This is a genomic window from Klebsiella sp. CN_Kp106 (assembly GCF_040064575.1).
Classification (GTDB): domain Bacteria; phylum Pseudomonadota; class Gammaproteobacteria; order Enterobacterales; family Enterobacteriaceae; genus Klebsiella; species Klebsiella michiganensis.
The window spans coordinates 125178-151989 of sequence record NZ_JBEAIG010000048.1 but is presented as its reverse complement, the minus strand read 5'-3'; the positions used below and the strand labels follow the sequence as shown (position 1 = coordinate 151989).

Genomic DNA, 26812 nt, shown 5'->3' with positions numbered 1-26812 from the left:
AGACCGCACGAATTGTAGCCCGGCTAAGCGCAGCGCGAGCCGGGGAGTTTATTGCGGCTTTTTGGGCCGATACTTTTCCGGTAACTCCGGCACCGGGCGTTTGTCATCGATCAGGTGGCGAATCGTCAGGATCGGGTGCCGCCAGAGCATCCGCGGCCCCGCCCAGCGCATAATCTGCTTCATCTCTTCGCGTTTCGCGGGCTGATAGCAGTGCACCGGGCACTGCTTGCAGGCGGGCTTTTCTTCGCCAAATACGCACTTATCCAGCCGCTTGTCGGCATAGCCGTTGAGCGCCTGATAGTGTTCAGCGTCGTCGCGGGCATCCGGGCAGCGGCGCTGGTAGAGCGCAATCATGCTGCTAATGGTCTTTTTTTCCCGCGCAATACGTTTGCCCGCCATCGCCTGTTCCCTCCGATAAAGATGCATTCATAATACACATTCAGAGAGGACGATGCAGCCCCATACTCCCTGAGGATTATGCCGGTTTATCCACGTGCCCCAGCGGTTTTTCCGGGAAGCACACATCGCGCACCCGGCGCTTGAGCTCCGCCGCGTCGGGGAAACCACCATCCTGCTTGCGCTCCCAGATTTGCACATCATCAACGGCCACCACGAAGATCCCGCCGGTTCCCGGAACCAGCGTGACCGAAGCGATATCGGTGCTAAAGCTGTGCAGCAGTTCCTGTGCCATCCAGCTGGCGCGCAGCATCCAGTTGCACTGCGAACAGTAGGTGATGGTAATCGCGGCTTTATGGCTCATCGGCTTCTCGCTGTCGGTAAAAGGGCAAATTGTAAACAACTTGCAGATTAATTGAAGATAACATGATTATTTTGTTGCAAACGATAATACCTATCATTACCATTCGCAATCAACAAGCATGGAGAAAAAACGTCCAGTAACGGAATAACCGGACACACCTGCACTCTGGAAGTAACGCGTGAGCCAATACTAATAATGATTAAGGCGTGGCTACTATGTATAACTCCACTCAATCAACAGCATGGTTCAAGAAAAGCCTGCTGGTGACTTCTTTGCTTACAGCAATTTATCAGACTTCCGCCGGGGCGGCTGATACCACCGCGAAAACCACCAGCAGCGCATCGACTGATGACAGCTCGGAACGGATGACCGTTACCGCGCCGGCGCCGTTGCTGAAAGCGGGCAGCGAACATTCGATCGGCGCTCAGGAGCTGCAGGATAAAGGGGCCAACGACTTTGGCTCGATCATGCGCTACGAGCCGCTCATTAGCGCCACCGGCGCCAGCGGCGGTTCCGGCAACGGCAAAAGCGGCTTCGACCGCGGCGGCTATACCGGCTACAATATCCGCGGCATGGAGAGCAACCGCGTCGGGATCGACGTCGACGGCATCGCCCAGCCGAACGCCACCGGACGCAGCTACGCCAGCCGCGCGGGCCTCAATACCTTCGGTATGGGCCGCGACTATATTGACCCCTATATGTACGGCAGCATCGATATTCAGTCCGGGGCGACATCAACGGAAACCGCCAACAGCGCCATCGGCGGCAACGTCTCTTTCCGCCCGAAATCCGCGGATGACTATCTGCATCCGGGCAAAACCAGCGCCTTCGGCTACCGCAGCGGCTACGACTCGTCCGATCGCAGCTGGCACAACGGCGTCACGGTCGCCGGCGGCGATGAGACCCTGCGCGGGATCTTCGTCTACAGCCGTCGCGACGGTCAGGAGACGGAAAATAACAGCGGGACCGTTGATTCCTATCCGGCAAACTGGCACTCGGACGCCTTTATGGCCTCCGGGATCTGGCAGCCGAATGACGAACATAAGTTCACCAGCACCTTCGATTATTACCATAAAACGAACCACACGCATTACGACGCCTGGGACTCCAGCGGCAACAGCGTTATCGGTACGTCAAACCAGACCAGCCAGACCCGCCGCTGGGGCCTGAGCCTGAAAGACGACTGGACGCCGATGAACGACTATATCGACAGCGTATCGACCAAAGTCTACTACCAGCATACCGAGGCCCATGACTGGACATATATGCCGGACAGCGTCACCCGCGCGATGCAAACGGTGAGCTCCGACTACGATACCGACACCTGGGGGATTCAGAGCGCGCTGGCGAAATCGATAGGCCGCCACGATCTGAGCGCCGGTTTTAACGCCAGCACGACGAAAACCCAGCGGCCGTTAACCCAGTCGCCAACCCCGAGCGCCTATAGCCAGATTATGCAGCCGGACGCCGACAGCCGCGGCTATATCGTCGCCGGCTTCCTGCAGGACAAAATTAACTTCGACCTCGACGGCCATAACTTTGCGGTTATCCCGGGCATTCGCGTGATGCATCAGTCGACCAAACCGGAAAACGTCTCCGATTTGGCCAACAACAGCAGCGTGCTGACCGGTTCCGACGTGTCAAATCTGTACGGTAAGAACGCTGATACCCAGGCGCTGCCGTCGCTGGTCTTGCAGTACGATATCACCCCGCGCCTGATGACTTATCTGCAATATCAGCGCGGCGCGCAGTTCCCGAACGCCAGCCAGCTATACGGTTCGTGGAACCTCGGCTCCAGCTACGCCGGACGCGCCCAGTATGCGCTGATCGGCAACACCGATCTGAAAACCGAAACCAGCGATAACGTTGAGTGGGGGATGAAAGGCGAAGTGGCGGAAGGCATCACCATGCGTACCGCGCTGTTCTACAACACCTATAAGAACTTTATCGCCTATACCCGCTACACCCGCGCCAATAATCCGACGCAGTTCACTAACGTACCGTCGAACATCTACACCATTTACCAGGCGGAAAACCGCGATAAAGCGTACATCTACGGCGGCGAAATCAGCGCTAAATTCAACTTTGGCACCTGGTTTGAAGAGGTTAACGGCCTGAGTGCCACCCTCGCTTACGGCTATAGTGAAGGGCAATCGAAATCCAGCTACAGCGGCGATAAGTACGTCGACCTCGATAGCGTCGCGCCAATGAAGGCCATCGTCGGCGTGGCGTGGGACGATCCGGCAAAAGTGTACGGCACCGCGCTGACCGCCACCTTTGTTAAGGGCAAGCGCGCCACCGCCACCAACCGCGAAAGCTATACCAACTCCGGCTCCGCGATTACCGATTCGACCAGCGAGTATATGCGCGTTCCGGGCTACGGCATGCTGGACTGGACCGCGTACTGGCAGGTCGCGAAGAACGTGCGCGTCAACGGCGGCGTGTACAACATTACCGATCGTAAATACTGGGATTATCTGAGCAGCCGCAATATCGAAACGGCGACGAACCAGGACGCCAACGACAGAGCGCTGGCGGTGATGCCTGGCCGCACCTGGCAGCTGGGCGTGAACGTCGATTTCTGACCGGCCAATAATAAGAAACCTGCTCCCCGGCCGCGCGCCGGGGAAACTCATCGTAGAGAAGGATGTGAATTATGCAAAACACCCAACCGCAACATACCCCGCTGTGGCAGCGCTATCTGACCACGAAAGCGCAATCTTCCGCGAAATACGCCCGCGATATCGCCGCCGAAATGGGGATTAGCGAAGCCGAGCTGACCGAAGCCCGCCTGGGCTACGATGCCGTACGTCTGCAGGACGACGCCCGCGCCATTCTGACGGCGCTGGAAACCGTGGGGGAAACCAAATGCATCTGCCGCAACGAATACGCGGTGCATGAGCAGGTCGGCGAATTTACCCATCAGCATCTGAGCGGCCACGCCGGGCTGGTGCTCAATCCGCGCGCCCTCGATCTGCGCCTGTTTCTCAGCCAGTGGGCCAGCGCTTTTCGCCTGAACGACAACGGCCGCCAGAGCATCCAGTTCTTCGATCCGCACGGCGACGCGCTGCTCAAGGTTTACACCACCGGCAATACCGACATGGCGGCCTGGGATGCGCTGATTGCCGGGCATACGCAGCAATCGCCTGCCCCGCTGGCGATTCGCCCGGCCGAACCGCTGAAATATGCCGACTCCGCCGACGCGGCGGCGCTGGAAAATGAATGGCGGGCCATGACCGACGTTCACCAGTTCTTCGGCCTGCTGAGAAAATATAGCCTGTCGCGCCAGCAGGCTTTCCGCCTGGTCAGCGACGACCTCGCCTGCCGCATTGACACCCAGACGCTGCCGGGCCTGCTGGAAACGATCCGCCAGGATGGCAACGAGATCATGATTTTTGTCGGCAACCGCGGCTGCGTGCAGATCTTCACCGGCGCGCTGGAAAAAGTCGCTCCGATGCGCGGCTGGCTGAATATCTTCAACACCGCTTTTACCCTGCATCTGCGCGAGGAGAGCGTGGATGAAATCTGGGTGACCCGCAAACCGACCTCTGACGGCCACGTCACCAGCGTCGAGCTGTTCGCCAAAGATGGCACGCAGATCGCACAGCTGTTCGGTCAACGCAGCGAAGGCCATCCGGAGCAGGCGCAGTGGCGTGCGCAGGTCGATCGTTTGACTACCGAAGGACTCATCGCATGAAGCGCTGGCTGATATTGCTTGCGGCGTTCCCGCTGTTGGCCAGCGCCGCCGCCGAGCGCATTGTGTCACTCGGCGGAGACGTCACGGAGGTGGTTTACGCCCTCAACGCCCAGCGGCAGCTGGTGGCGAAAGACAGCACCAGCACCTGGCCTGCCGCCGCGCAGAGCCTGCCGGATGTGGGCTATATCCGCCAGCTGAACGCCGAGGGGATCCTCTCCCTGCGGCCGACGCTGGTGCTGGCCAGCGCCCAGGCGCAGCCCTCGCTGGTGCTGAAAAAGGTTGAAGAGAATAAGGTTAAGGTGATCAACGTCCCGGGCGGCTACGACCTGCCGGCAATCGAGGCAAAAATTGGCGTGATTGCCGACGCCCTTGGTAAGCAGAGCGAAGGTAACGCCCTGCGCCAGAAGGTTCATCAGCAGATCGCGCAAATTCCGTCGCAGCCCGTGAACAAGCGGGTGCTGTTTATTCTCAGCCACGGCGGCATGAATACCATGGTGGCCGGGAAACAAACCGCGGCGGATGGCGCAATCAGGGCGGCCGGGCTGCAAAATGCCATGCAGAGCTTCGACCATTATCGCAGCATGTCGCAGGAGGGCGTTATCGCCAGCACGCCGGACCTGGTGGTGATCTCCGCCGATGGGCTGAAAGGCATGGGCGGCGAAGCCGGGCTCTGGAAGCTGCCGGGGCTGGCGCAGACGCCTGCGGGACGCCATAAACAGGTACTGGTGATAGATGATATGGCCCTGCTCGGCTTTGGTCCGCGCACCCCGCAGGCGGTGCTCGCGCTGCGGCAAAAAGCGGAGCAGCTGCCCTGATGCGCTCCCACCCTGCCCGTCATCTGTGGTTAATGACGCTGCTGCTGATTGTCCTGACGCTGCTCGCCACGACCCTGGGCGCCATGCGTCTGCCGTTGGCCAGCCTGCTGCCCTCCGGCGATGAGATCCTGAGAAACATCTGGCTGACCATTCGTTTGCCGCGAGTGCTGCTGGCGCTGCTGGTCGGCGCCGCGCTGGCGCTCTCCGGCTGCGTGATGCAGGGGCTGTTTCGCAACCCCCTCGCCGATCCGGGGCTGTTAGGGATCAGCGGCGGCGCGGCGCTGGCGGTCGCCTGCTGGCTGGTGCTGCCTCTGTCGGTGCCGCCGCTCGTGGCGCTGTACGCCCCGATGCTGGCGGCGTTTGTCGGCAGCATGGCGGTGATGGTGGTGATTTTTATCCTCAGCCGGGTGGGAGACGCCTCGCTTTCGCGCCTGCTGCTGGTCGGCATCGCCATTAACGCCCTGTGCGGCGCGCTGGTCGGGGTACTGGCGTGGATCAGCAACGATACCCAGCTGCGCCAGCTTTCGCTTTGGGGGATGGGCAGCCTCGGGCAGGCGGAATGGTCGACGCTGCTGGTGGCGGCCACGCTGATGATCCCGGCTTCCATCGTGGTGTGGGCGATGGCTTCACGGCTTAACCTGCTGCAGCTGGGCGATGAAGAAGCGCACTACCTCGGCGTCAACGTTCGCGCCCTGCAGCGGCTACTGCTGCTGTGCAGCGCATTGCTGGTGGCGTCGGCGGTGGCTATCAGCGGCATTATCGGCTTTATCGGTCTGGTCGTGCCGCATTTGATGCGGATGTGGCTGGGGCCGGACCATCGCGGCCTGGTCCCCGGTTCGCTGCTGTGCGGCGCGATGTTACTGCTGCTGGCCGACACGCTGGCGCGTACCGTTGCCGCCCCCGCCGAGATGCCGGTCGGGCTGTTGACCAGCGTACTCGGCGCGCCGTGGTTTCTGTGGCTGATTTTTCGTCGGGAGAAAGGGACCCATGGATAACCGCTATAGCGCGCGTTCGCTGTCGCTGCGTCTGGGTAACCGGCAGATTATTCATGATGTTTCGCTCCAGCTCTGCGGCGGTGGAATGACGGCATTGATTGGCCCCAACGGCGCCGGTAAATCAACCCTGCTGCGCCTGTTGACCGGTTATTTAACGCCCGACGGTGGCGTACGGGTGGTGGAGGGCCGTCCGCTGGAGAGCTGGTCGGCAGAAACGCTTTCCCGCCGCCGGGCGGTGATGCTGCAGCGTACCCAGCTTCACGCCGACTGGCCGGTTGAGACGGTTATCGCCATGGGCCGTTCGCCGTGGGGCGGCGTAGCAAATGCGGAGATGATCCGCCGGGTGATGGAAGAGACCGGCTGCGATCATCTGGCCGGGAGACGCTACCCTTCCCTCTCCGGCGGCGAACAGCAGCGGGTGCAGCTGGCCCGCTGTCTGGCGCAGCTGTGGCGCGATGGCGCCCCCGAGGGCTGGCTGTTTCTCGATGAACCCACTTCCGCGCTGGATCTCTATTACCAGCAGCACCTGCTGCGCCTGCTCAAACGCCTGACCCGCAGCAGCCGGCTGCACGTCTGCATAGTGCTGCACGACCTGAACCTCGCGGCGCTGTGGGCCGACCGGATTCTGCTACTGTATCAGGGGAAGCTGGTAGCCGAGGGCACGCCGCAGGAGGTGATCCAGCAGCCGATTATCAGCCGCTGGTACGGCGCGGAGGTCAGCATGGGGGAACATCCCGATGCGGCCGTTCCGCAGGTCTATCTGGCGCCGTGAACTGATGAAATGATTATGCCGGGCGGCGGCTAACGCCCCGCCCTGTGAAAACGTTCCTTTCTGAACAGCGAAGCCGGTATGTCTACCGGCTTCGCTGCGATTGGCAAATTAGAAGATCTGCCGATACAGCGCTTTAATCTCTTCCAGACTGGTGTCACGCGGGTTGCCGCCGGTGCACACGTCCGCCAGAGCCGCCGCCGCAAGGGCATCAATATCCTCTTCTTTCATACCGACATCGCGCAGGCGCGCCGGGATATTGACGTCGCGATTCAGCTGCGCCACCGCCTCAATGGCTGCCTGACGCGCTTCGGCAATCGGCAGAGTTGACGCCTGCTTGTTGCCGAGGGCCACCGCGATGTCGCGATATTTTTCGCCAGTATATTCGGCGTTGTAGGCCATGATATGCGGCAGCAGCACCGCGTTAGCCACGCCGTGCGGCGTACCGTAGAACGCGCCCAGCGGGTGGGCCATACCGTGGACCAGCCCCAGACCGACGTTCGAGAAGCCCATTCCGGCAATATACTGCCCCAGCGCCATCCCTTCCGCGCCCTGCGCGTCGCCCTGTACGGAAGCACGCAGCGAGCGGCCAATCACCTCGATAGCCTTCAGATGCAGCATGTCGGTGAGTTCCCATGCGCCTTTAGTGATGTAGCCTTCAATCGCATGGGTTAGCGCGTCGACGCCGGTCGCCGCCTTCAGGCTGGCCGGCATGCTGCTCATCATCTCGGCATCGATGATCGCCACTACCGGGATATCGTGCGGGTCGTAGCAAACAAATTTGCGGCGATTCTGTACGTCGGTAATCACGTAGTTGATGGTGACTTCGGCTGCCGTACCGGCGGTGGTTGGGATGGCAATCATCGGCACGGCGGCGTTTTTCGTCTCCGCCCCGCCTTCGAGACTGCGGACATCGGCGAACTCCGGGTTATTAATGATGATGCCTATTGCCTTACAGGTATCCTGCGGTGAGCCGCCGCCGATAGCGATCAGGTAGTCGGCGCCCGACTGTTTAAACGTCTCTACGCCCTGCTGCACAACCTCAATCGTGGGATTCGGGACCACCTCATCAAAAATGCTGTAAGGCAGCCCGGCTTCATCGAGAATAGCAAAAACTTTTGTTGCGACGTTAAAACGAATCAGATCCTTATCCGTGACCACCAGCGCTTTTTTGAACCCGCGTTTTTTAACTTCATCAACGATACAGCGAATCGAACCTGGGCCAAAATAAGAGGTTTCGTTTAAAATCATTCTGTAAGCCATTTGTGCTCCCTCAATTCGAGTGTTTGATAACCATAATATTTAGCCCTACAGTAACGTGACTGGCGCAGCCATTTTATTAATTCATATCAAATAACACCCTAATTGCCCGGCACGCTGTTGCAGTTAATTAACGCATCGCACATTAGCCATGAGATTTGTCCAGCATACTGGACATCAGCGAGCATCAACTTTAATGACGCCAAGGGACACCAACAGTAATATATACCCGTCATACTTCAAGTTGCTTATGTGTTGGCTACGCTCATTCCCCCCAGTCACATAGTTATCTATGCTCCTGGGGACTAATGAGAGGCTCCTGCCTCTCACCGGAGGCCAGCCTTCGGCTGGTCAAATTCGTTCCCGACGAATTTGTCACTCCCTTGCCGCCTTTAAGCAACTCGAATTATTTAGGGTATAGACCTGAGAAAGATATTATCTCATGGTGGATATTATTGAACTGGATCACATTATTTTATCTTTTACTGCCGATACGCATTCGTATAGCCCAAAAGATATCTCTGCAGAAGCACAACAGAAACAGGAGGGACTCATGGCGCTTAAGCCGGCGTGCGTTAAAAACTGCCGTCGATTATTCTCTATATCTCTTTCTTATCCATCTCCTTATCTCACCGCCCGCCAACATCAAGTGCATCAGATAGTCATATCGTCAACTTAACACTTTAGAAACAAAAGCATCATTTCCTCAACAAAGCGGCCATCCCAGGTCGTTGGCTATCGATTAAACATCTATTATAAGAATTATCTGTCATTATTCATAATTGCTTATCGGCCGGTCGATAGCAAAACATCTTTTTCATAAGAGTCGCGAGTTCTCATTATTAAGAATATTCTCTATCATTTGCGAGATATTATTTGTTAATAATCTAAAAACATAAAAAAAACAGTCAAGATCTCTATCTTTATTGCAAACAACATTACCTCTTGTTAATATAGCCCTTGACATATATTATTTATTATAAAAATACCATTTATGATGCTTATTAACTTTTATTCTAATCACCTGACCATACTTCTCTAACGGCAGTAGTAAATGTCTGACTTTATAAATTGACATTTCGCACCTGTCCGCTAATTCACGAGTAAGTAACCCTTCAGGTTCATGTTCTTTCAATACATAAAGAATATACTCCTGCTCTGGTACAATGACCCCGGAGAATTTATTGATGCCCATTGAACTCATCAATACTCGTAAACTTTCAACTGCAGCCACAGAATTTTGATGTGAATGCGGGGTACAGGGTGAAAATGAAATCTTCATGAGTCAGCTCCTTCTGTCATTAAGTACACGGCAGTATGGATTGCCCCTACGAAAACGGCAACATTAGCTTTAAATTTCAACTTAAACAGTACATTTATCTGAAATTCACTTTTTTTTATGATAAAAACCCTGATATAAAGAGTGAATTTTTAATTCCGTGCGGAGATAAAAATGCGGTTCGATATAGAGGGATTTATTACATTTGATACTGAGGAAGCATCGCTGGTCAATCTTTTGACCGGTGATTGTATTGAACTCTCTGCTACTTCCACTCGCCTCCTGACCAATCTGTTACAATACCGTGGGGATATTATTTCTCGCGTTGACATTTTTCAGTCGGTGTTTGAAAAATATGGCGCCAGACCTTCTAATAGCAACCTGAATCAATACATCTCAACGCTGCGTCGCAGCCTTGCGGATCTGGGCGTTGAGAAAAATGTGATTATTACGGTACCGCGAATTGGCTTTAAAATTTCTGAGGAAGTCATTATCACCAGCGACAATGATTACTCCTCCTCTTTCACTCTCCCGACGCTGGCCCCTGAACCTCCCAGGCGTAGTTTGCTGTGGCAACACCGCAAAGTCGCCATTTTATTTATCCCGATGGTGATAGCTTTGATGCTACTTTTACAGTTTTTTACCCATCAAAAACAGTCCCCTACAGCGATTTTTACTCAGGATAAATGTATTTTTTATGGCGCAGGAGCGCTACGCGTGGGGGAAATACTCAGAAATAAAAAGCTGTTCCCCTCGGGGCTCGATTGTTCTACACCCAAGAAAATTTATCTTTTCAACCGACAATTAAATCAGGAACAGGACTTAGGTATTTATATGGATATATTCATACTCAAATGCGATATAAAGTACCAGCAGTGCCACAGTTACTACTATAAGGAAATAAAAAATGCGTAAATACGCTTTTATCGCGCTGGCCTGTACGCTAACGCTGGCATTAGCTTCCATCCTGTACATTTGTTTCAACAGCCATGACGCTTTCTCCTGTAAATCACAATACGATCTTACAGAGGAAATAAATGAGAATGTTCTCCGCTCCCAGGGCTTGCTGTCCGCTGAGTTTTCCAACCATCGTCTTATAATCAACCTTGAGGGATTGCTCACCAGCGCGGGAGATAAATACATTGTCTCGCGCACCCTCTCCATCACCTTAAAAAAAAGCACCGCTGCGGGTCATCTTTTTTATATTTCTGATTCGCAAACCACTCGCCACAACGGTGATAATACGCCTGATAACATCGCGCAAAAAATCCTCTTTGGCAACCAAACTAATGATAGAATCATCTATATCAATCGCGTTAATGATGATACTATTTTATTCGGTAACCAAACGTTCCCACAATATGGTTGCCAGCGTCAAAAAACAATCATTGATTGAGATTTATCTCATTAATTTTAATTATAAAGATATCATGACGATACATTTACTACCGACGTTAGCCAGCATCGCTAATATCATTGATATGATTAACCCACGGCTAAATCTGCACCATGTCAGAACGGCGTTTATCGCATCGCATCTGGCAAATTTAGTCAATTTTTCTGCGGCCCAGCGGCGTAAAACCATTCTCGCCGCGCTTATTCATGATGTCGGCGGATTAAATGAAAAGTCGCGCCTTGAGCCGCTCAACTACATCGATAATGAACATAATAATCACGCGCTAATCGGCAGCGAGTTGCTTAACCGAATTCCGCTGTTTCGCCCGCTCAACAGAATCGTTCGCTATCATCACACCCGCTGGCGCAACGGTCTGGGGCATTATATTGAAGGTGAGCGGGTGCCCGAAGAGAGCCATCTGCTCTTCTTCGCTGACCGGCTGGATGTACTTTATTGCGAGCACCGTACCGACCATAGCGCCTTTTTAAGCAACAAGCTGGTCGACATCGTTGCTGCCGGAGCTAATATTCTTTATAAACAGGAGTATATTCAGGCCTTCAGAACGCTCTCCGCCGATGGCCATTTCTGGTCCGTCATGGCGTCCACCGATTATCGCGATTACATTAACGCGATCTCCGGCGTCCATAACGACACCCTCTCTTTACACAACCTCCGCGATATTGCCGAGCTGGTCTCTTTTATTATCGATCAATTCAGTCAGCAGACGCCCTGGCACTCCGCCGCCGTCGGGCACATTGCCGGTTATCTGGCGACAAAAATAGAAATGAGCGCGACGCAAGCGCTGAAAGTAGAAATTGGCGGGTTACTGCATAATATTTCCTGTCTGGATCATAGCCCGCCGTCAAAACGCGTTGGTGCGTCAGACAACGCCCGGCACACGCTTTATCCTATTGAAGGTATTGATGATATTTCTGAGTGGATGTCCATACAAAATGGCCCCGCGCCGCTTCAATTACACGAGGAAATCCTTAAGCCAGAAGCCGTGCTTATCGCGGTGAGCCGACGGGTGGTCCATGCGCTAAATGGACCGAAAGCGGAAGAGAAGTCGCTGGCGCAGTTAATAAAAAATAACCCGGGAGAGGAAATTCCCCCGTTTATGTTATCCCTGATTGCCCAATATTCCCCACAGATTATCCAGGTCTATCGTGCAACCGCTGGCGAAATACAGGCGTTAATGAATCGCATTGCGCAACTCACGCATTCCCTTTAGAAGCTAAGCCGGCCTAATCACAGACTCAGGCGCTCAATCCGCCGTCCAGAACCAGGGTTTGCCCGGTCATATACTGGCTCCCCTCACCGATTAAAAACGCCACCGCCTGCAGCACATCATCCGTTTCGCCCAATCGGCGTAGCGGTATCGACTGGCGCATCTCTTTCAATTTTTGCGCGGGTATCTCCTCCAGCATCTCCGTACGGATCAGGCCCGGCGCCAGGCAGTTGATCCGAATGCCGAAGCGCCCGACCTCAAGCGCCAGCGAGCGCGCAATACCGCTCATCGCTGCTTTACTCGCGGCGTACGCCGTCTGCCCCACGTTGCCCTTTAACGCGCTGACCGACGACATCATCACGATGGAGCCCCGCCGCTGCGTGAGCATCGCCGGCAGCAGCACCCGGTTCCAGTTAATCATCGAGATCACATTGGTTTCCAACACCTCGCGCCAGAGCGCGGCGTCCTGATGAATATGCAGGCCATCGCGAGCTATCCCGGCATTGTGAATAATCGCTTCCGGCGCCCCCCGCTCGGCCAGTAGCGCCTGCGCAAGCTGTTCAACCCGCGACGCGTCGTTGCCGTCGCAGACGTATCCCTGCACCCGGTGGGCGGAGTTTTCGCTCGCCGCCTGGGTGGCGTTAATCGCAGCCTCATCGCGGGCGGTAAAGACCACGTTCCGGCTTTGCGCCAGGCCGGTGACCAGCGCCCGACCGATACCGCGGCTGCCGCCGGTCACCAATATCCATTGTTGCGCCATATCAGTTACCTGACTCTTTGCTGATGTGCTGACACAGTTCGCCCAGGGTGATCCCCGGATTGTGAATAAACCAGTCCGCCTCCAGGGTGATATTGAATTCACGTTTTGCCAGCACCATGAGCTCGACGTAGTCCAGGCTATCTAATTTCAGACGAACCAGCGGCGTATTCTCATCAATCTCATCCGGTTCCAGGTCTTTCGCATCGCAAATCATTTCACATACTTTTTGCAGAACTTCATCATAGGCAGTCATAAATTATCCTTAATTATCAATTATGCACGGGGCCAACTTTTAGCGTGACCACGTTCGTTATTATCAGGTCATCCAGCTGCGCCGCCGCGGCGATGCGCACCAGCGCCCCCTGTTCGGCCTGGCCCACCACCAGCGAGGGCAGCAGCCAGAGCGCCAGAGATTCGGGCCAAATCGGCGTCGCTTTGCCCGCGAGACGAGCATCAAACACCACCTCCTGGTGGGTTTGCAGCACCGGATAGCGGGTAAATATTTGCTGCAACGAGGTTTCCCCCGGCCCGAGCAGGGCCGCGATGTTCTCCTGGCGCAGCAGCGCGGGATCGCCAATCAGCTGGCGGAACAGCAAGGCATCAAGAAACTGCCACTGCGCCAGGCCGGGCCAGGCGGCGTTGAAGCAGGACTGCAGCTCGCGCAGCGTCTTTGGCGCAATCGTGCAGGGCTGTTTACCCACCAGCGATTCCGGCTCGGCCGCCGTGCTCATCTGGCAGGACAGGCAGAGTTCGCCATCCTGCGGATTGCTGACCGATGTGGCGGATAAAAGGCGATTTTTGGCTACCCCGGGCGTTAACAGCCAGTCGGTATCGCACCATATTGGCCTGCGCAGGCGAACCTGGCATTTTACGTAACGCTCAGGGTGGTACAGCCGGGAGTGGGCATCGCGCTTCACGTCGAGCAGCGCGCGCATTCCGTGGACGCTCAACTGTCCCCCGCCCATCTGGCGCGCTGCCGCGAGGTCGAAGTGAATCGGGTTTTCGTCGCCGGAAAACGCCGCCCACTGCCGCGCGTCGGCAAGGGTGTAGTGCAGCAGCGTCACGCGTGTTTCTCCAGCACCAGCGCGGCGTTCGCGCCGCCGAAACCAAAGCTCAGATTCAGCGCCCGATGTATCTCCCCCTGACGGTGCCCTTCAGCGATATAGTCGAGATCGCACTGCGGGTCAGGCTGGGTTAAATGGGCCGTCGCAGGCAGGATCCCCGCCGCCATCGCCTGCAGACAAACAATGGTCTCGAAGCTCCCTGCGGCGGCAATCAGATGCCCGGAGTAGGCTTTGGTGCTGGAAATCGGGATACGGTACGCCTCGTCGCCCAGCGCCTTTTTCAGCGACTGCGTTTCGTTGAGATCGTTGAGCGGCGTGGAGGTGCCGTGGGCGTTGATATAATCGAGGTCGGCAGGCTGGAGATCTGCGCCACGCAGCGCCCAACGGATGGTCTGCTCGCGGGCTACGCAGTCCTCCGCCGGGGAGGTAAAATCCACCGCGTCGGAGAAATTAGCATAGCCGGTGACCTCCGCCAGGATCGTCGCCCCGCGCGCGAGGGCGCTCTCGCGCTCCTCAAGGCACAGCACCGCCCCGCCTTCCGAAAGCACGAACCCGCTGCGCTGCAGGCTGAACGGACAGCTAGCCCGCTCCGGCGACTCCATTTCCCGGCTCAGCGCGCCGAGCACATCGATATTCCAGATCGCGCAAACGCTGTTTAGCGATTCCCCGGCGCCGGCGAGCAGCATGCTGGCGCGGCCAAAGCGAATCGCATCATAGGCCTCGCCGACAGCGATAGTGCCGGTGGCGCAGGCCGCGACCGGGGTATTTTGATAGCCGCGCAAATTCCACTGCTGGCTACAGGCGGCGGTGCTCACGTTTGGCATGGAAAAAAAGCAGCTAAAGGGCGAGGAGACGCCGGTTTTCTCAAACTCGGGTACCGCCAGATAGCTTTCATCCAGCCCTGCCCAGCCGGAGCCGATGATGGCGCCGCACATTAGCGGGTCATAAAACGCCGTGGGAGCTTCCCCCGCAAAGGCCATCGCCACCGCTTCCCGCGCGGCGGCCAGCGCCAGACGCGCGTGACGCGGCAGACGCCGACGAATCGCGGCGGGAACCCCCTTAAGGCTGGGTTCATTCGCCACCTGACCGATAAAATGCGTGTGAATACCGTTCGCGGAGAGATCCACATAGCGGTAGCCGCGTCGATAATCCATGATGGCCTGCCAGCTTTCGGCGGCGCTATCGCCGAGGGGAGTCACCGCGCCATAGCCGGTTATCACCACGCGATAAGGGGAGTTACTGTGACTCATTCTGGGAAGTCCTCTGTTGCGGGTTAATGCCTCCCTGCGCCAGCCAAAGCTGCAAAGTGGCATAAAGATAGTCGTACTGGTTCTGCGCCAGGCTGTTCTGCACATCAAGCAGCGCGTCCTGGGCGTTCAGCAGAGTCTGATAATCCACCGCCCCTGAGCGATAGCGGCTCCCGGTGAGCGCCAGACGCTGCTCGCCCAGCTGCAGCGTTTGCAGCAGACGATCGCGCTGCTCGTCGGCGTTAAGCCGCTTCTCCATCGCGTTGTCCACCTCCGACAGCGCGGTATAGGCGGTGCGGCGAAAGTTCACCGCCTCCTGCTGTACCTTCACGCTGGCCTGCTCCACGGTGAGCTGTACTGTGTTCCACTGGATAAAGGGCGCGGAAACGCTGCTGCCCACGGTGCGCAGCGGGTCGTTAAACCACTGGTGAAAGAGCTGGCTTCCGGCGCTCAGCGTTCCCTGCAGCGAGAGCGTGGGATAGAAGCTCAGCCGCGCGGCATCTGAGCCCGCCAGCGCCGCCCGCAGGCGGGATTCCGCCGCCTGCAGGTCCGGCCGGCTGGCGAGCGCGGCCAGCGGCGTGGCGTTGGCAATGGCGATATGCTGACGCACATCCAGCGCGGAGGACTCATCGGTGTGCTGAGCCGGCGGTCTGTTGAGCAGCAGCGCCAGCGCGTTACGGGAAATCGCCCGCTGCTGCTTCAGGCTCAGCAGCTGATTCTGCCGGCTGATGACCGTCTGCCGCGCCTGCAGCACATCAAGCAGGCCCACTTTCCCCGCTCGCTGCCAGGACTCAATCTGCGCCAGCGTCTGCCTGGCGATATCCAGACTCGCCGCCTGATACGTCATTTGCTGGTTCAGCAGAGCGATGTTCCAGTACAGCTGCGCGGTGGTATCAATCGTCGACAGGATCGTCGCCCGGTAGTCCTGCTCGCTGGCTATCGCCTCCCATTCGCTCTGCTCCCGGATCCGCGCCAGCTTGCCCCACAGATCCAGCTCATAGCTCAGGGACAGTGAGGCGCTGTAGCTCTCCTGCGAACCGCCGCTGTTGAGCGGTTTTGAGTTACTGCCGGAGCCGTTGAGGCTCGCGTCGGGGCTGATATTGGTCCGGGTGAGCCCAGCGGAAATACGCGCCTGCTTAAGGGTTAAGGCGGCAGCGGCGAGATCGTTATTGCTTTCCAGCACCTGCCCCACCACCCGCGACAGACGTTCGTCGCCGAAACGGTCCCACCAGCGCTGCGCTTTCTCCTGCGAGCGCGCGATGCTGTCTCCCTCCGTCCGCTGCCAGTTCTCCGGCACCGACAGCAGCGGGCGCTGATAATCGCTGCGGGTTAAATTCCCGCAGCCCGTCAGCAATACAATTAACGGTAATAAAGTCAGCGGTCTCATTCGCGGGCCAGCGCCTCCGTCGGGTTCAGTCGCGCCGCGCGGCGCGCTGGAAAATAGCCAAACGTCAGGCCAATCAGGGCGGAAAAACCGCAGGCCATCGCTACCGGCAGCCAGGTGAAGACCATGGAAAACTCCTGCGTCAGCAGGGCAAACAGGTTACCGGCGGCCCAGGAGCCCAATACCCCCGTCAGCCCGCCGAGCGCGCAGATCATCACCGCCTCAATTAAGAATTGATGCATGATGTCGCTGGGGCGAGCGCCGACCGAAAGCCGGATGCCAATCTCATGGGTGCGTTCGGTAACGGAAACCAGCATGATGTTCATCACGCCAACGCCGCCGACCAGAAGCGAGATGGCGGCAATCGCGGTGATCAGCAGCGACATGGAGTCAGAGGTTTTTTGCAGCGCGTTGGCGAGCTGTTCGTCGGTCTGGACAAAGAAATCTTTCTTGCCGTGCTCGCGGATAAGATGCCTTTCCGCCCGCCGCGCCGCGTCCTGCGGCGACAGCGTTTCCTGAAAGCGCAGCGTGAGCGCCTCCAGCGGTTTGTCCCCGGAAATCCGCTGCAATAAAGAGGTATAGGGGATCCAGGCCGACATAAACCCGCTGACCACCTTCGGTCCCGGCTTGCTGGCGATGCCGATCACCCGCCACGGCGCGCCGGCGATTTGCACAATTTTACCCAGCGGATCTTCATTACCGGGAAACAGCGTCTCTTTGCTGGTTTCATCCAGCACCAGCACCGGTTCACGATCGTCGACATCGCGGTGGGTAAAACCGTTGCCGTGAAGAAAACGAATACCCTGCAGCGAGAAATAGTCGGCGGAAACCCCGGAAAGAATAATCGAGGAATCAAACCCCTGGCGCACCGCGGTCGTCATGCTGGAGACGATCGGCGACACCCCAAGCACCCACGACTGTTTGCCGAGGCTGGCGATATCATCCAGCGACAGCGCCCGCTCCATATCCGGACGCTTGCTGCCCCAACCGGTACCGGGGCGGATTTCGAGCGTGGTATTACCCAGCTTGCCAATCTCGTTCATGATGCTCTGCCGGGCGCCTTCTCCCACCGCCATGGAGGAAACCACGGACGAAATGCCGATGATAATCCCCAGCATCGACAAAAAGGCGCGCATACGATGCCCCAGCAGCGACCGCCATGCCATCCGTACCGACTCTCCGATACTGCGCGACAGCGAGGCCCGGCCGTTATCCTGTACCGCGGGCAGCCGCGGAATGCCGCGATGATCACGCGCGCCGTGGGTGCTGTCGGCGACCACCTGCCCATCGCTGATCTCGACGATCCTCTGGGCCTGCTGCGCTACCTCGCGATCGTGGGTCACGATAATCACCGTATGCCCGTCAGCGTTCAGCTGGTGCAGAACATCCATCAGCGCCCGGCCGCTGACGCTATCCAGCGCCCCGGTGGGTTCATCGGCGAGAATAATCTGCGCGCCGTTGATCAGCGCCCGACAGACGCTGACCCGCTGCTGCTGGCCGCCGGAAAGCTGCGCGGGTTTATGCGCCAGGCGCGCGTCAATGCCCAGCTTTTCCGCCAGCAGCGCAATGCGAGCCTGGCGCTCAGCGGCGGGCATCGCGGTATAGAGCGCAGGGATGGCAATATTCTCTTCCGCCGTCAAATAAGGCATCAGGTGATAGCGCTGAAAAATAAATCCCAGCCAGCGGCTGCGCAGCTCCGCCAGCGCCGCGCTGTCGGCCTGATGGGCGGCGATACCGTTGATATACACTTCACCGCTGCTGGGTTTATCCAGACAACCGATAATATTCATCAGCGTCGATTTACCCGAGCCGGAAGCGCCCATAATCGCCACCATCTCGCCGGGCATAATGGTCAGAGAGATGGATTTCAGCACCGGAATCAGTTGCGTCCCGGCAACAAAATGACGCGTGACGTTGTTCAGCAAGATTAACGGCTCAGCCATCAGACGGACCCCGCATCCTGCGGGATCACCACCCGCTCGCCGGGCTGTAATCCTTCAAGAACCTGCGCATACTGGCGGTCGTTAATCCCGATGCGGATGGTGCGCTCCTCGCTGCCGTTCTCCTTTTGCACCACGACCAGGTAGCGCTCATCCCCGAGCGAACGCCCCAGCGCGGCAACCGGCACGCGCAGCGCATCTTTCACCTGCGCGATGCGGATAAACACCTGGGCGGTCATCGAGGTTTTCAGCAATCGCTGGCGATTATCCACCTCGAAGGTGCCGTTATAGTAAATGGCGCTGCTCTGCTGGTTACCGGCAGACGCGCCGGCGTTTTGTTCCTCCAGCGCCTCCTGCGGCGCGGGCTGGACATAGCCAAGCTCCCCTTCATAACGGGTTTGCGGGTCGGCAATGACGTAAAACCATAGCGGCTGTCCCGGATGGATTTTCTGGATATCGGCTTCGGAAATGCGGGTTTGGACCTGGACTTTATCGAGATCGGCGAGCACCAGAATCGTAGGCGCAATTTGCGAGGAGACGATGGTTTGCCCTTCACGGGTCACGATGCCCAGCACTTCGCCATCCATAGGCGCGAGAATGCGGGTATAGCCGAGGTTGGCGTTGGCGGTCTGCACGCTCATTTCCGCCTGCACAATCTGCGCCTCATTCACCGCTATCTGCTGAACCTGCGCGGCATACTGCGCCTGCGCCTGTTCGAGATCGCTGCTCACGCCGGAGCCGTCGCGGCTCATGGCCTGCTCGCGCGCCAGCGCTTTACGGTACTGCACCAGCGTGGCCTCAGAGGCCTGCTTTTGCGCTCTGGCGCTGGCCAGCTGCGCGGTAGCGTTGCGTAAGTCGGAAAGCTGCAGCGTCGGGTCGATTTCGGCTAACAGCTGCCCTTTGCGCACCCGCTCGCCCTGGCGCACGTACAGCTTACGCAGCTGGCCGCTGACCTGCGCGCCGACGCTCACCTGGACGGCAGGTTTGATAATCCCGCTCGCCAGCACGACCTTTTCAATATCCCCGCGATCGAGCGTAACGGTATCAATCGACTCGGCCTGTGCCGGAAATGAGCGCTGATAGTAGACGGCGGCAACAATGGCCAGCATAGCGACCAGCGCAAACAGCCACGTTTTACGGCGGCGTAAAAATGCTCTTCTCATTGGTCCACCTCTCCCTGTGTGATATCGCGCAGCTTGCCTTCCTTCAGGCGATAAACCCGCGTGAAGTGATGCAGGATCTGCTCGCTGTGGGTCACGACGATCAGCGTCTTGCCCTGTTCGCGGCAGTGCTGGCACAGCGCGAGGATCGCCGTTTCCGCGGTTTCATCATCAAGATTGGCGGTCGGTTCGTCGAACAGTAGTATGGGCCGGGTGCTGTAGAGCGCCCGCGCCAGCATCAGCCGCTGACGCTGGCCTAAAGAGAGCGCCGAGTGGCTCTCGCGGATCAGCGCCTCCATTCCTCCCGGCAGCGCCTGAACCACCGGCCCCAGCGCCATTTTTTCGACCAGCGCCTCCACTCGCCCACGGTCGCTGTCGCTGTACCACGGATCAAACAGGGTGATGTTTTGCAGCACCGAGGCGTTGAACAGGATGTCTTCCTGACTCTGTAGCCATACCTGCGACGCCAGCTGCTGCGCGCTCACCTCGTCGTTGTTCAGCAAAATTCGCCCATGCTGCGCGGAAAAAAGCCCTGCCATCAGCCGCAGCAGGGTGCTTTTTCCGGCGCCGGAGTCGCCCACGATCGCCAGCCGATCGCCGGGCTCCAGGATGAGATCAACGGCATTGAGTACCGGACGCTGCGGGTTGTAATGAAAGCTCACCTGTTCGAACGTCAGCCGCGGAACCGCTTCACCGCTGAGCGGAGCAAACTGGGGCGCAGCAGGCTCATGGCGGGTGAACAGGCCCTGCGCGCGGGTATCGATCACGTGCAGCTGTGATTTACGGATCACGGCATAAAATATCCGCGTGACGTAGGAGGTAAAAATCTGTCGTAAAAAGCTGTAGGCAAAAAAGTCGCCCAGCGAGATAAGCTTTGCGTGCACCAGCGGCAGCACCACCAGCATGAAAACCACCATCTCAAGGCTGCCGGTCAGCTGGTACAGTCCCTCTTTGACCTGCTGATAGACTTTCTGCCGCTGGAGGCAGGTGAAAAGGTCATGAGACAGACGGGCAAACTGCGCTTTACGCTGCGTTTCCAGCCCGGCGGTCTTGATGGTTAACACGCCCTGAAGCGTTTCCATAAAAAAGTCATTCAGCGTCGCGCTTTTCAGCTGCAGCTGCTGCGTATACCAGCGGTCGCGAAAAATGGCCCAGACGCTGATCAGCCCCATCGCCACAATACCCACGGCGGAAATCAGCGCCAGCACCGGGGAGATCCAGAACATAATGCCGATCGCGATAACGCAGATGATCCAGTCCGAGCGGAGCCCGTTATCCAGTTCGATTTTTTGCAGCATCCCGCCCTGCCAGGCGATAAAACGGCTGAAAACGTCCCCCGGCGCGCGTTTTTCAAAAAAACGCAGCGGATTATTCAGCAGGCGGGAAAAACCGATATCGCTCTTAAGCAGGACAAAGCGGCGAATAAATCGCTCGCTAATCACCCTGACGCCCAGCGCCAGCAGCGTGGATACAACAAAGGCGAGGATGAACCATAAATAAGGAAACTGCGTATTCTGAACGTCAGAGAAGGCCTGGTTGATCGCCCGGCTGACCATCGTCGGCATTAAAAACAGGGTGAGCGACACCAGGAAGGTTAAGAGCATCAGCTTATAAATGCCCGGTACCGCCGCGGTCTCCTTCAGGCTCATCGCCCGCGGCATCTCCTGCTGCACGCCGGCAATAACCGGGTCCGGGCCGGCAATCGCGCCGGGCGACTCTTCAAGGATCAGCGCATAGCCGCTAATCTCTTTTTTTAATGCCGAGAAAGGCAGCCACTGCTGGCCAATCGCCGGATTCATGACGCAGACGTAATCCCCTTTTCGCCAGGCCAGCAGAACATAGTGGCTGGCGCCGTAGTGCAAAATGGACGGGAACGGCAGCGCATGAAGCTCAGCGTGATCGAACAACACCGGCGCGGTGGCAATGCCGATCTGCTGCAGGATAACGGATAAATCGCTCAACGATGTCCCATGATCGGATGCCGGGAAAATTTCCCGCAAAGCCGGCAGCGAGCACGGAATATTCTGGGTTTGCGCCAGCATCGCAATACAGGAGAGGCCGCATTCATTGGTCTCTTCCTGGAAAACCATATCAGGAATAATCTTTTTCATGATGATGCATCAGTGATTAATAAAATAGAGCGAATGGCTGTGCCACAAAAGCCAATCCTGCGGATAATCGCGCAGGGTGTTTTCAATCATCGTTGGTAGCTTTGCCGCGACCTCTTTTGGCGACAGCGGGGAATAGATCTTTATTTTTATCCCGTGCTGATAATAGAGGTGATAAAAAACCACCTTCGCCGATACGATGCGAGAAAACCGCTGTACTCCGCTATGTAATTTCGCCGGGCGGCCAAATAGCCGGCAGCTTATTTTGCCGGACTGCGCTTCCGGGGTCTGCACGGTGTAATCGGCAGGAATGTCGGGGAAAATAATCATATTTTCCCGCCCTGCCGATACATTAGTCATTAACGCCATAAGCTCGCTAGCCAGCGATGTATTATCCTGGTGGATTGAGCAATAAGAGAGCGCGACGCCGCCCATTTTACGGCTGGCGACGGTGTAGCTTTCCGCGCTGGAAGAGACCACTACGCTGGCTTTGCCCGGCGTCACGCCGGCTCCGACCATCGCCGCTAAGATATCGGAAACGCAGTGCAGCGGCGCAAGGACGACCGGCGTCTTTTGCGACGCCAGGGGAGCGACAACGGCGTCAAGCTCTCGCGTGCATGCCTGCATCTGGGCCAGGGTGGCCGGGTGCTGTCCCCAGGTCGCCCCTATCTCCAGCAGCTGGCGGCGCATGGCTATCCATCCGGCATCGATTCGGCCCTCGACGCCCGTCAGGCAGCGGTAGTTTTGCGTCGCCACGGCGCTGCGGCCACGGTACTGTCTGCCCAGCAGCCGCAGCCGACACAGCGCGCGAACCGCCAGCAGCAGCAGCGGCATCGGGGTAAAACGCATGACTCTACGCACCGCTTTTTGGCCGTAGCCGGTAAGAGGCCGGTAGCGCCAGCTCAGCTGCGCGGACCATTTTCTTACGCTGAAGACGCTCCAGACGATGAGAAAGCGCGCCACGCTTACTCCTTATCCTGGGTTAACAGCTGGCGCAAATAGTCGGCAAATTCAGGAAACTGACGATCCTTCGCCACTACGTATTTCTTATTCACAATAAACAGCGGCGTCGCGTTAATGTCATAAAGTTCGGTGATTTTCGCCATATATTCCAGACGCTCGGCGACGGCCTGACTTTGGCGTAGCTGATGGTATTTATCGACATCAATACTATTCTTTTTCAGCCAGCCATTAAGCGTTTCCTCATCGGCTAAATTAATCCCGCGGGTCATTACCGCGTTAAACGCCTGGTCGCGCGTCTGGCGCTCAATACCCATGACTTCAAGGGTCGCAAAAACCGGCGCAAAGACCGCCAGGCCGTTATTCTCGCCAGTAATATGGATAACTTCAAAGGTGCTATCCGCGGGTAGCGTGGCGGCGAATTTTTCGATCTCTTCCTCGTTCGATGCGCAGTAGTGACAGCCATAGGACATCACTTCAATAATGCTTTTCTCATGTTTTATTGGGCTACTGGCAACGGTTGCGCTGTCAATTTCCCGCAGGGCGGAAGGCTGACTGCTATCCAGTGAAAATGTATTAAACACAAATATGTGATAGCACAGCACGGTAATTAGCGACGAAATTAACGCCACCAGAAACGTATAGCCAACGGCGGTAATAGGTTTTATCTTCATTTGATACCAGGCTCGCGAAAATAGCGGAGAAATACATGGAGGGTTCCCCCTCCATGTATCACATCAGTGATTAATAACGGGCGCTATTTGGCACGACGCACATGCTGTCCGGCGCATCTTTCATGCTAACGGTTGAACCGTGCTTATCCGTACAGGTGGTCACTTGTTTACAGGTAGAAACACCGCCAACGACCACTGTCTCGTAAGAGCTTGTGCAAGTTTCCTTGCAGCAGCCGCCAATAATAGTTGACGCTTCAATCATACTTAATTTTTGCATTTGTTAGATCCTTAACTATTTATATTGAAATGTATTTTTCTTACACTTACCTACTGGCTTAGCTATCTGCCAGTAATTCTGTCGATGTTAGACTTTGTACGCTGTTATACGCAGGGGGTGGCTACGATACATTTGAAAATATTAAACAGCTCTACGTTATTTTTAGCATTTAACTTTTTCATCAGGCCCCGTTTGCAGCGGCTCAGTCGACGAACATCAATTTTTTGCTCAGAGGAAATTTGCGACAATGACTTCCCTTTGAATATTTCTTCCATTAACCACCAGTCATCGCTGGAGATACTGTTATTAAAATCCCGGGCTAACCACTTCTGTCGGGTATAATTAACTAGCGAGCGGCTGTAAAATATTTTCTTTGCCACCATCGAATCAGCGCCTTCAATGAATTTGAAAAAATTCTCCAGCGATTCATTTTTTAATAACCAGCTCGCCTCCGGGAGCAGCGAATGCAGCGCAAAAAACAGAGAAATATTATTTTCTCCTAATAAAATCACCAGTTGCTGATTTTCCCGGCAGTAGTACTCTTTAATGGTGTATAGCGCATTAAAGCGTTCGTCCGGCAAACTGTCGACATCGCAGAGCACCCAGCGCAGCTCCTCTTTCTGCTTCGGCAGACGCAGCGTATTAATCAGCTGAGAGAACTGATCGAGCCTTGAGAAAGCGCAGTCGCCGTCATGCGCGGCAAGATCGTCAACCAAAGAACGTACGCCTTCTGAGAAAAAGATATTTTTATCGTAGAGAAAGAAACGGCGGCTCATTTATCATCATCCTTGATCTATTCTACTGGTAATTAAGTGTGTAATACGCTGTTGCCTGGAAGGCACCGGTCTGCAAGGTTTTGTTACTCAAGGCGTCCGGTTCCCCTTCAACAAAAGCTTTAAAATTTAACTGCATGGTGGCATCGGAAATGGCGACCGCGGTTGTTGGCGTATTGAGTGAAATCGCCGTGCCGTTACTCTCTTCAAAACCAATGCCAATACCGCTGGCGGAATTTGGCGCTACCGGCGTAATCGCCAGACGGTCGCTCATATTGGCATTTTCCGTCCCGCTAAAGGTTACGGTAACGGAATTAAAAACATCGGTACTGCAATCCTTAAGCTCAATCACAAACGCTTTGGGCTGTGATTTGCTCTCCGCATAGAGCGTACGGGTGGAAATCTGGCCAAAATCCACGGCGATATTTTTGGATGAAGGAACGATACTGCAGCCATGGGCCGCGACGGTGCCTTTGAAGGTTAAGTCGCCGCCGATCAGTTCCCCACTGGCGTACGCCGGCGTGGCCGCCGACAGTAAGCCCAGAAGTACCATAGATGCGATTAATTGACGCATGCTGCCCCCTTACTGAAACTCAGCGACCACGGTGGCCGATGCCTGGAAATCCCCTTCGAGAACATTGGTCCCGGCATTGGCAATCGGCGCGGCGGTCAGATTCCAGGTTCCCTGATTATTATTAAAACCCGGCACGTCATAAAATCTATTCGCGGCCACTAAACTGCCGCCTGAATCTTTCAGAATAATGCCAAGATTGGATCGATCGACGGCGCCGGTGGTCCCTAAATAATCGCTATTAAAACTGGCGGTATTGGCCTGCTGAATACCCAGGCGAATATTTAAATTACCGTTCGCGAAACTTCCCCCTTCGCATTTCACCTGAATCGGCACGGGCCGGCTGTAATTATTGCCATTTAGCAGCGAACCCGAACTGGGGATGGTATCAAAATCAACGACGATCGGTGTACCTGAGTTGACAATGCATTTATCCGGAACGGTAATGACCCCGGAATTAATCGAGACAATCGACATTGGAGTGCTGCCCATTCCTGAGCTATAGTTCCCCAGGCGGCCGTAAAGCTTGGCGATTTCTGTACCCAACAGGTTAACACCGTTGACAATAGGCTTAGTAATCATAAACGTTACCCGCCCCTTGGCGCCGGACTCAAAGTTATTAAATTGGGTGGTTGGCGGAACGCATTTATTCTGAAAAGCGTTATTCGATTCATTATAAAAAGGTACCGCAAAATAATCCATGCGCTGACCACGAATATAAATTTCAATTTTAACATCCATATAATCATTGAGCTTTAAATAGCCCGGCGCGCTTCCCTGCTGCATCAGCGAGGCGGTCGCAGAGTAATAAATCGCCTGATTTTCCATGGGAATGGTACAGCTGGCTATACCAGAATATTGCCCGCCCAATGAAAATTCATAAGGAATCGTTGCCCCTATGCTGTTATTGGTAATATCCTGATTGACCACGTCAATATTATACATTTTAGGTCCGCCGACCGGCGTAATTTCCCCTTCAATCGCCGCGCTGGCGTCAAGGGATAATAAGCCGCCACAGAGTAAAAGCGTGACGCAAGATTTTCGTCCGATAACCATCGTCGTCATCAGAGATACTCCATTTTTAAACGCAGCAGTCCGCTAAAGTTGCCCGCGGTCACGTTTCGTCCGGTTGACTCCAGCACGGCAATAAACGTCAGGCTGCTATCGCCGGTTTTCACAATAAACGGCGGCTGCGTTTGATTAATATCCAGCGCCCGTTCTTTAACATCCAGCAGGCGAATACCGGCTCCTGAGATGCTGCCGGTCAGGCGCAGCAGCTGGCGATTATGTTCATCCGATTCGCCGATAAAAGTGAGCTGAACCGCCTGCTCGCCGGTGGTGTAGAGATGCTTGCTGTTGCCCGTCGTCCGTGAGGCGATGCTGTCGCGCGCCTGCGAGGCGCCTTTCAGGCAATCTCTGAGTTCGACGCGAACCAGCACCGGCTGACTCCGGTCGCCGGCCTGATGAAAACGGCGGGCGCTGATTTCACCCATCTCGATAATCTGCAGGCGGCTCTGCGGCGCCAGCACGCAAGGCGAGGCATAAACGGAGCCATTGAATATCACGTTACCGCCATCTTCCCCCTGATGATCCCGGTTATAGTGCTGTGGCTGTAGCGGAATATCAGCGTCGGCCAGCGCTGGCATACTGATACCGAATACAAACAGTGCTAATAGCGATAGACGCGTTTTCATC

General features: G+C 56.2%; 27 protein-coding genes. 8 read left to right on the top strand and 19 right to left on the bottom strand.

The features are described from left to right. Positions 1 to 48: 48 nt before the first annotated feature. Positions 49 to 399 (bottom strand): nitrous oxide-stimulated promoter family protein, encoded by a 351-nt coding sequence (locus tag ABLU96_RS15020; protein ID WP_014226548.1) that lies wholly within the window; start codon positions 397 to 399, stop codon positions 49 to 51. A 76-nt stretch (positions 400 to 475) separates the two neighbouring features. Next, entirely contained in the window at positions 476 to 760 is a 285-nt protein-coding gene (locus ABLU96_RS15015) for a SelT/SelW/SelH family protein (RefSeq protein WP_004853555.1), read from the bottom strand. Between the two features lie 215 nt (positions 761 to 975). On the opposite strand from ABLU96_RS15015, the gene ABLU96_RS15010 reads away from it, so the two are divergent. From ABLU96_RS15010 to ABLU96_RS14990, 5 genes are all read left to right on the top strand, one after another. After that, entirely contained in the window at positions 976 to 3345 is a 2370-nt protein-coding gene (locus ABLU96_RS15010) for a TonB-dependent receptor (protein ID WP_046877417.1), read from the top strand. Between the two features lie 71 nt (positions 3346 to 3416). Next, positions 3417 to 4457, top strand: a complete 1041-nt coding sequence (locus tag ABLU96_RS15005; protein WP_064404100.1) for a ChuX/HutX family heme-like substrate-binding protein — start codon at positions 3417 to 3419, stop codon at positions 4455 to 4457. Beyond that, complete coding sequence (locus ABLU96_RS15000) at positions 4454 to 5272, top strand: hemin ABC transporter substrate-binding protein (protein WP_064404102.1); 819 nt, start codon at positions 4454 to 4456, stop codon at positions 5270 to 5272. Before ABLU96_RS15005 ends, ABLU96_RS15000 begins: the two co-directional genes overlap by 4 nt. After that, positions 5272 to 6267 (top strand): iron ABC transporter permease, encoded by a 996-nt coding sequence (locus ABLU96_RS14995; protein ID WP_064404104.1) that lies wholly within the window; start codon positions 5272 to 5274, stop codon positions 6265 to 6267. Before ABLU96_RS15000 ends, ABLU96_RS14995 begins: the two co-directional genes overlap by 1 nt. Next, positions 6260 to 7039: a heme ABC transporter ATP-binding protein gene (locus tag ABLU96_RS14990; protein WP_048260229.1), complete on the top strand. Its 780-nt coding sequence runs from the start codon at positions 6260 to 6262 to the stop codon at positions 7037 to 7039. The genes ABLU96_RS14995 and ABLU96_RS14990 overlap by 8 nt, the downstream gene beginning before the upstream one ends. Before the next feature lie 108 nt (positions 7040 to 7147). On the opposite strand, the gene fucO is transcribed toward ABLU96_RS14990, so the two are convergent. Continuing rightward, complete coding sequence (gene fucO, locus ABLU96_RS14985) at positions 7148 to 8299, bottom strand: lactaldehyde reductase (RefSeq protein WP_064404107.1); 1152 nt, start codon at positions 8297 to 8299, stop codon at positions 7148 to 7150. A 967-nt stretch (positions 8300 to 9266) separates the two neighbouring features. Then, positions 9267 to 9578, bottom strand: coding sequence for a FaeA/PapI family transcriptional regulator (locus ABLU96_RS14980; RefSeq protein WP_025106451.1), 312 nt, complete (start codon positions 9576 to 9578; stop codon positions 9267 to 9269). A 171-nt stretch (positions 9579 to 9749) separates the two neighbouring features. Between ABLU96_RS14980 and ABLU96_RS14975 the strand changes: the two genes are divergently transcribed. The 3 genes from ABLU96_RS14975 to ABLU96_RS14965 are packed head-to-tail and all read left to right on the top strand — an operon-like array spanning position 9750 to position 12202. Next, positions 9750 to 10490 carry a winged helix-turn-helix domain-containing protein gene (locus ABLU96_RS14975; protein ID WP_048260234.1) on the top strand — a complete coding sequence of 247 codons (741 nt, stop codon included), beginning with the start codon at positions 9750 to 9752 and terminating at the stop codon, positions 10488 to 10490. Then, positions 10483 to 10971 (top strand): hypothetical protein, encoded by a 489-nt coding sequence (locus ABLU96_RS14970; protein ID WP_048260236.1) that lies wholly within the window; start codon positions 10483 to 10485, stop codon positions 10969 to 10971. The genes ABLU96_RS14975 and ABLU96_RS14970 overlap by 8 nt, the downstream gene beginning before the upstream one ends. Beyond that, the gene (locus tag ABLU96_RS14965; protein ID WP_049083786.1) at positions 10937 to 12202 is read left to right on the top strand and encodes an HD domain-containing protein; all 1266 of its coding nucleotides are present in this window, start codon (positions 10937 to 10939) and stop codon (positions 12200 to 12202) included. Before ABLU96_RS14970 ends, ABLU96_RS14965 begins: the two co-directional genes overlap by 35 nt. Positions 12203 to 12227: 25 nt before the next feature. On the opposite strand, the gene ABLU96_RS14960 is transcribed toward ABLU96_RS14965, so the two are convergent. The 15 genes from ABLU96_RS14960 to ABLU96_RS14890 all read right to left on the bottom strand — a co-directional run bounded on the left by ABLU96_RS14960 (position 12228) and on the right by ABLU96_RS14890 (position 26811). Continuing rightward, positions 12228 to 12959 carry an SDR family NAD(P)-dependent oxidoreductase gene (locus ABLU96_RS14960; RefSeq protein WP_064404110.1) on the bottom strand — a complete coding sequence of 244 codons (732 nt, stop codon included), beginning with the start codon at positions 12957 to 12959 and terminating at the stop codon, positions 12228 to 12230. Position 12960: 1 nt separating this feature from the next. Then, positions 12961 to 13212, bottom strand: a complete 252-nt coding sequence (locus ABLU96_RS14955) for an acyl carrier protein (protein WP_004853570.1) — start codon at positions 13210 to 13212, stop codon at positions 12961 to 12963. 16 nt (positions 13213 to 13228) lie between these two features. Then, positions 13229 to 14023, bottom strand: a complete 795-nt coding sequence (locus ABLU96_RS14950) for a MaoC family dehydratase (protein WP_025106446.1) — start codon at positions 14021 to 14023, stop codon at positions 13229 to 13231. Next, a complete protein-coding gene (locus tag ABLU96_RS14945) occupies positions 14020 to 15273 on the bottom strand; it encodes a beta-ketoacyl-[acyl-carrier-protein] synthase family protein (RefSeq protein WP_233932973.1) in 1254 nt (417 codons plus the stop codon). Before ABLU96_RS14945 ends, ABLU96_RS14950 begins: the two co-directional genes overlap by 4 nt. Beyond that, positions 15260 to 16657, bottom strand: coding sequence for a TolC family protein (locus ABLU96_RS14940; RefSeq protein WP_032751014.1), 1398 nt, complete (start codon positions 16655 to 16657; stop codon positions 15260 to 15262). Before ABLU96_RS14940 ends, ABLU96_RS14945 begins: the two co-directional genes overlap by 14 nt. Next, a complete protein-coding gene (locus ABLU96_RS14935; protein ID WP_064404112.1) occupies positions 16654 to 18597 on the bottom strand; it encodes an ABC transporter permease in 1944 nt (647 codons plus the stop codon). Before ABLU96_RS14935 ends, ABLU96_RS14940 begins: the two co-directional genes overlap by 4 nt. Further along, positions 18597 to 19757, bottom strand: coding sequence for an efflux RND transporter periplasmic adaptor subunit (locus ABLU96_RS14930; protein WP_014226569.1), 1161 nt, complete (start codon positions 19755 to 19757; stop codon positions 18597 to 18599). The genes ABLU96_RS14935 and ABLU96_RS14930 overlap by 1 nt, the downstream gene beginning before the upstream one ends. Further along, positions 19754 to 21865 carry an ATP-binding cassette domain-containing protein gene (locus ABLU96_RS14925; protein WP_064404114.1) on the bottom strand — a complete coding sequence of 704 codons (2112 nt, stop codon included), beginning with the start codon at positions 21863 to 21865 and terminating at the stop codon, positions 19754 to 19756. Before ABLU96_RS14925 ends, ABLU96_RS14930 begins: the two co-directional genes overlap by 4 nt. A gap of 9 nt (positions 21866 to 21874) precedes the next feature. Next, entirely contained in the window at positions 21875 to 22825 is a 951-nt protein-coding gene (locus tag ABLU96_RS14920) for a hypothetical protein (protein WP_064407355.1), read from the bottom strand. Positions 22826 to 22827: 2 nt separating this feature from the next. After that, entirely contained in the window at positions 22828 to 23496 is a 669-nt protein-coding gene (locus ABLU96_RS14915; RefSeq protein ID WP_049083778.1) for a DsbA family protein, read from the bottom strand. Positions 23497 to 23566: 70 nt separating this feature from the next. Then, positions 23567 to 23773, bottom strand: a complete 207-nt coding sequence (locus ABLU96_RS14910) for a DUF4762 family protein (protein WP_014226573.1) — start codon at positions 23771 to 23773, stop codon at positions 23567 to 23569. Positions 23774 to 23877: 104 nt separating this feature from the next. After that, the gene (locus ABLU96_RS14905) at positions 23878 to 24549 is read right to left on the bottom strand and encodes a hypothetical protein (RefSeq protein ID WP_064404118.1); all 672 of its coding nucleotides are present in this window, start codon (positions 24547 to 24549) and stop codon (positions 23878 to 23880) included. 22 nt (positions 24550 to 24571) lie between these two features. Further along, positions 24572 to 25120, bottom strand: coding sequence for a fimbrial protein (locus tag ABLU96_RS14900; RefSeq protein WP_032751022.1), 549 nt, complete (start codon positions 25118 to 25120; stop codon positions 24572 to 24574). A 9-nt stretch (positions 25121 to 25129) separates the two neighbouring features. Continuing rightward, on the bottom strand, positions 25130 to 26182 hold the full coding sequence (locus ABLU96_RS14895; protein WP_049079477.1) for a fimbrial protein: 1053 nt from the start codon (positions 26180 to 26182) through the stop codon (positions 25130 to 25132). After that, positions 26182 to 26811: a fimbrial protein gene (locus ABLU96_RS14890; RefSeq protein WP_049079478.1), complete on the bottom strand. Its 630-nt coding sequence runs from the start codon at positions 26809 to 26811 to the stop codon at positions 26182 to 26184. The genes ABLU96_RS14895 and ABLU96_RS14890 overlap by 1 nt, the downstream gene beginning before the upstream one ends. Position 26812 lies beyond the last annotated feature (1 nt).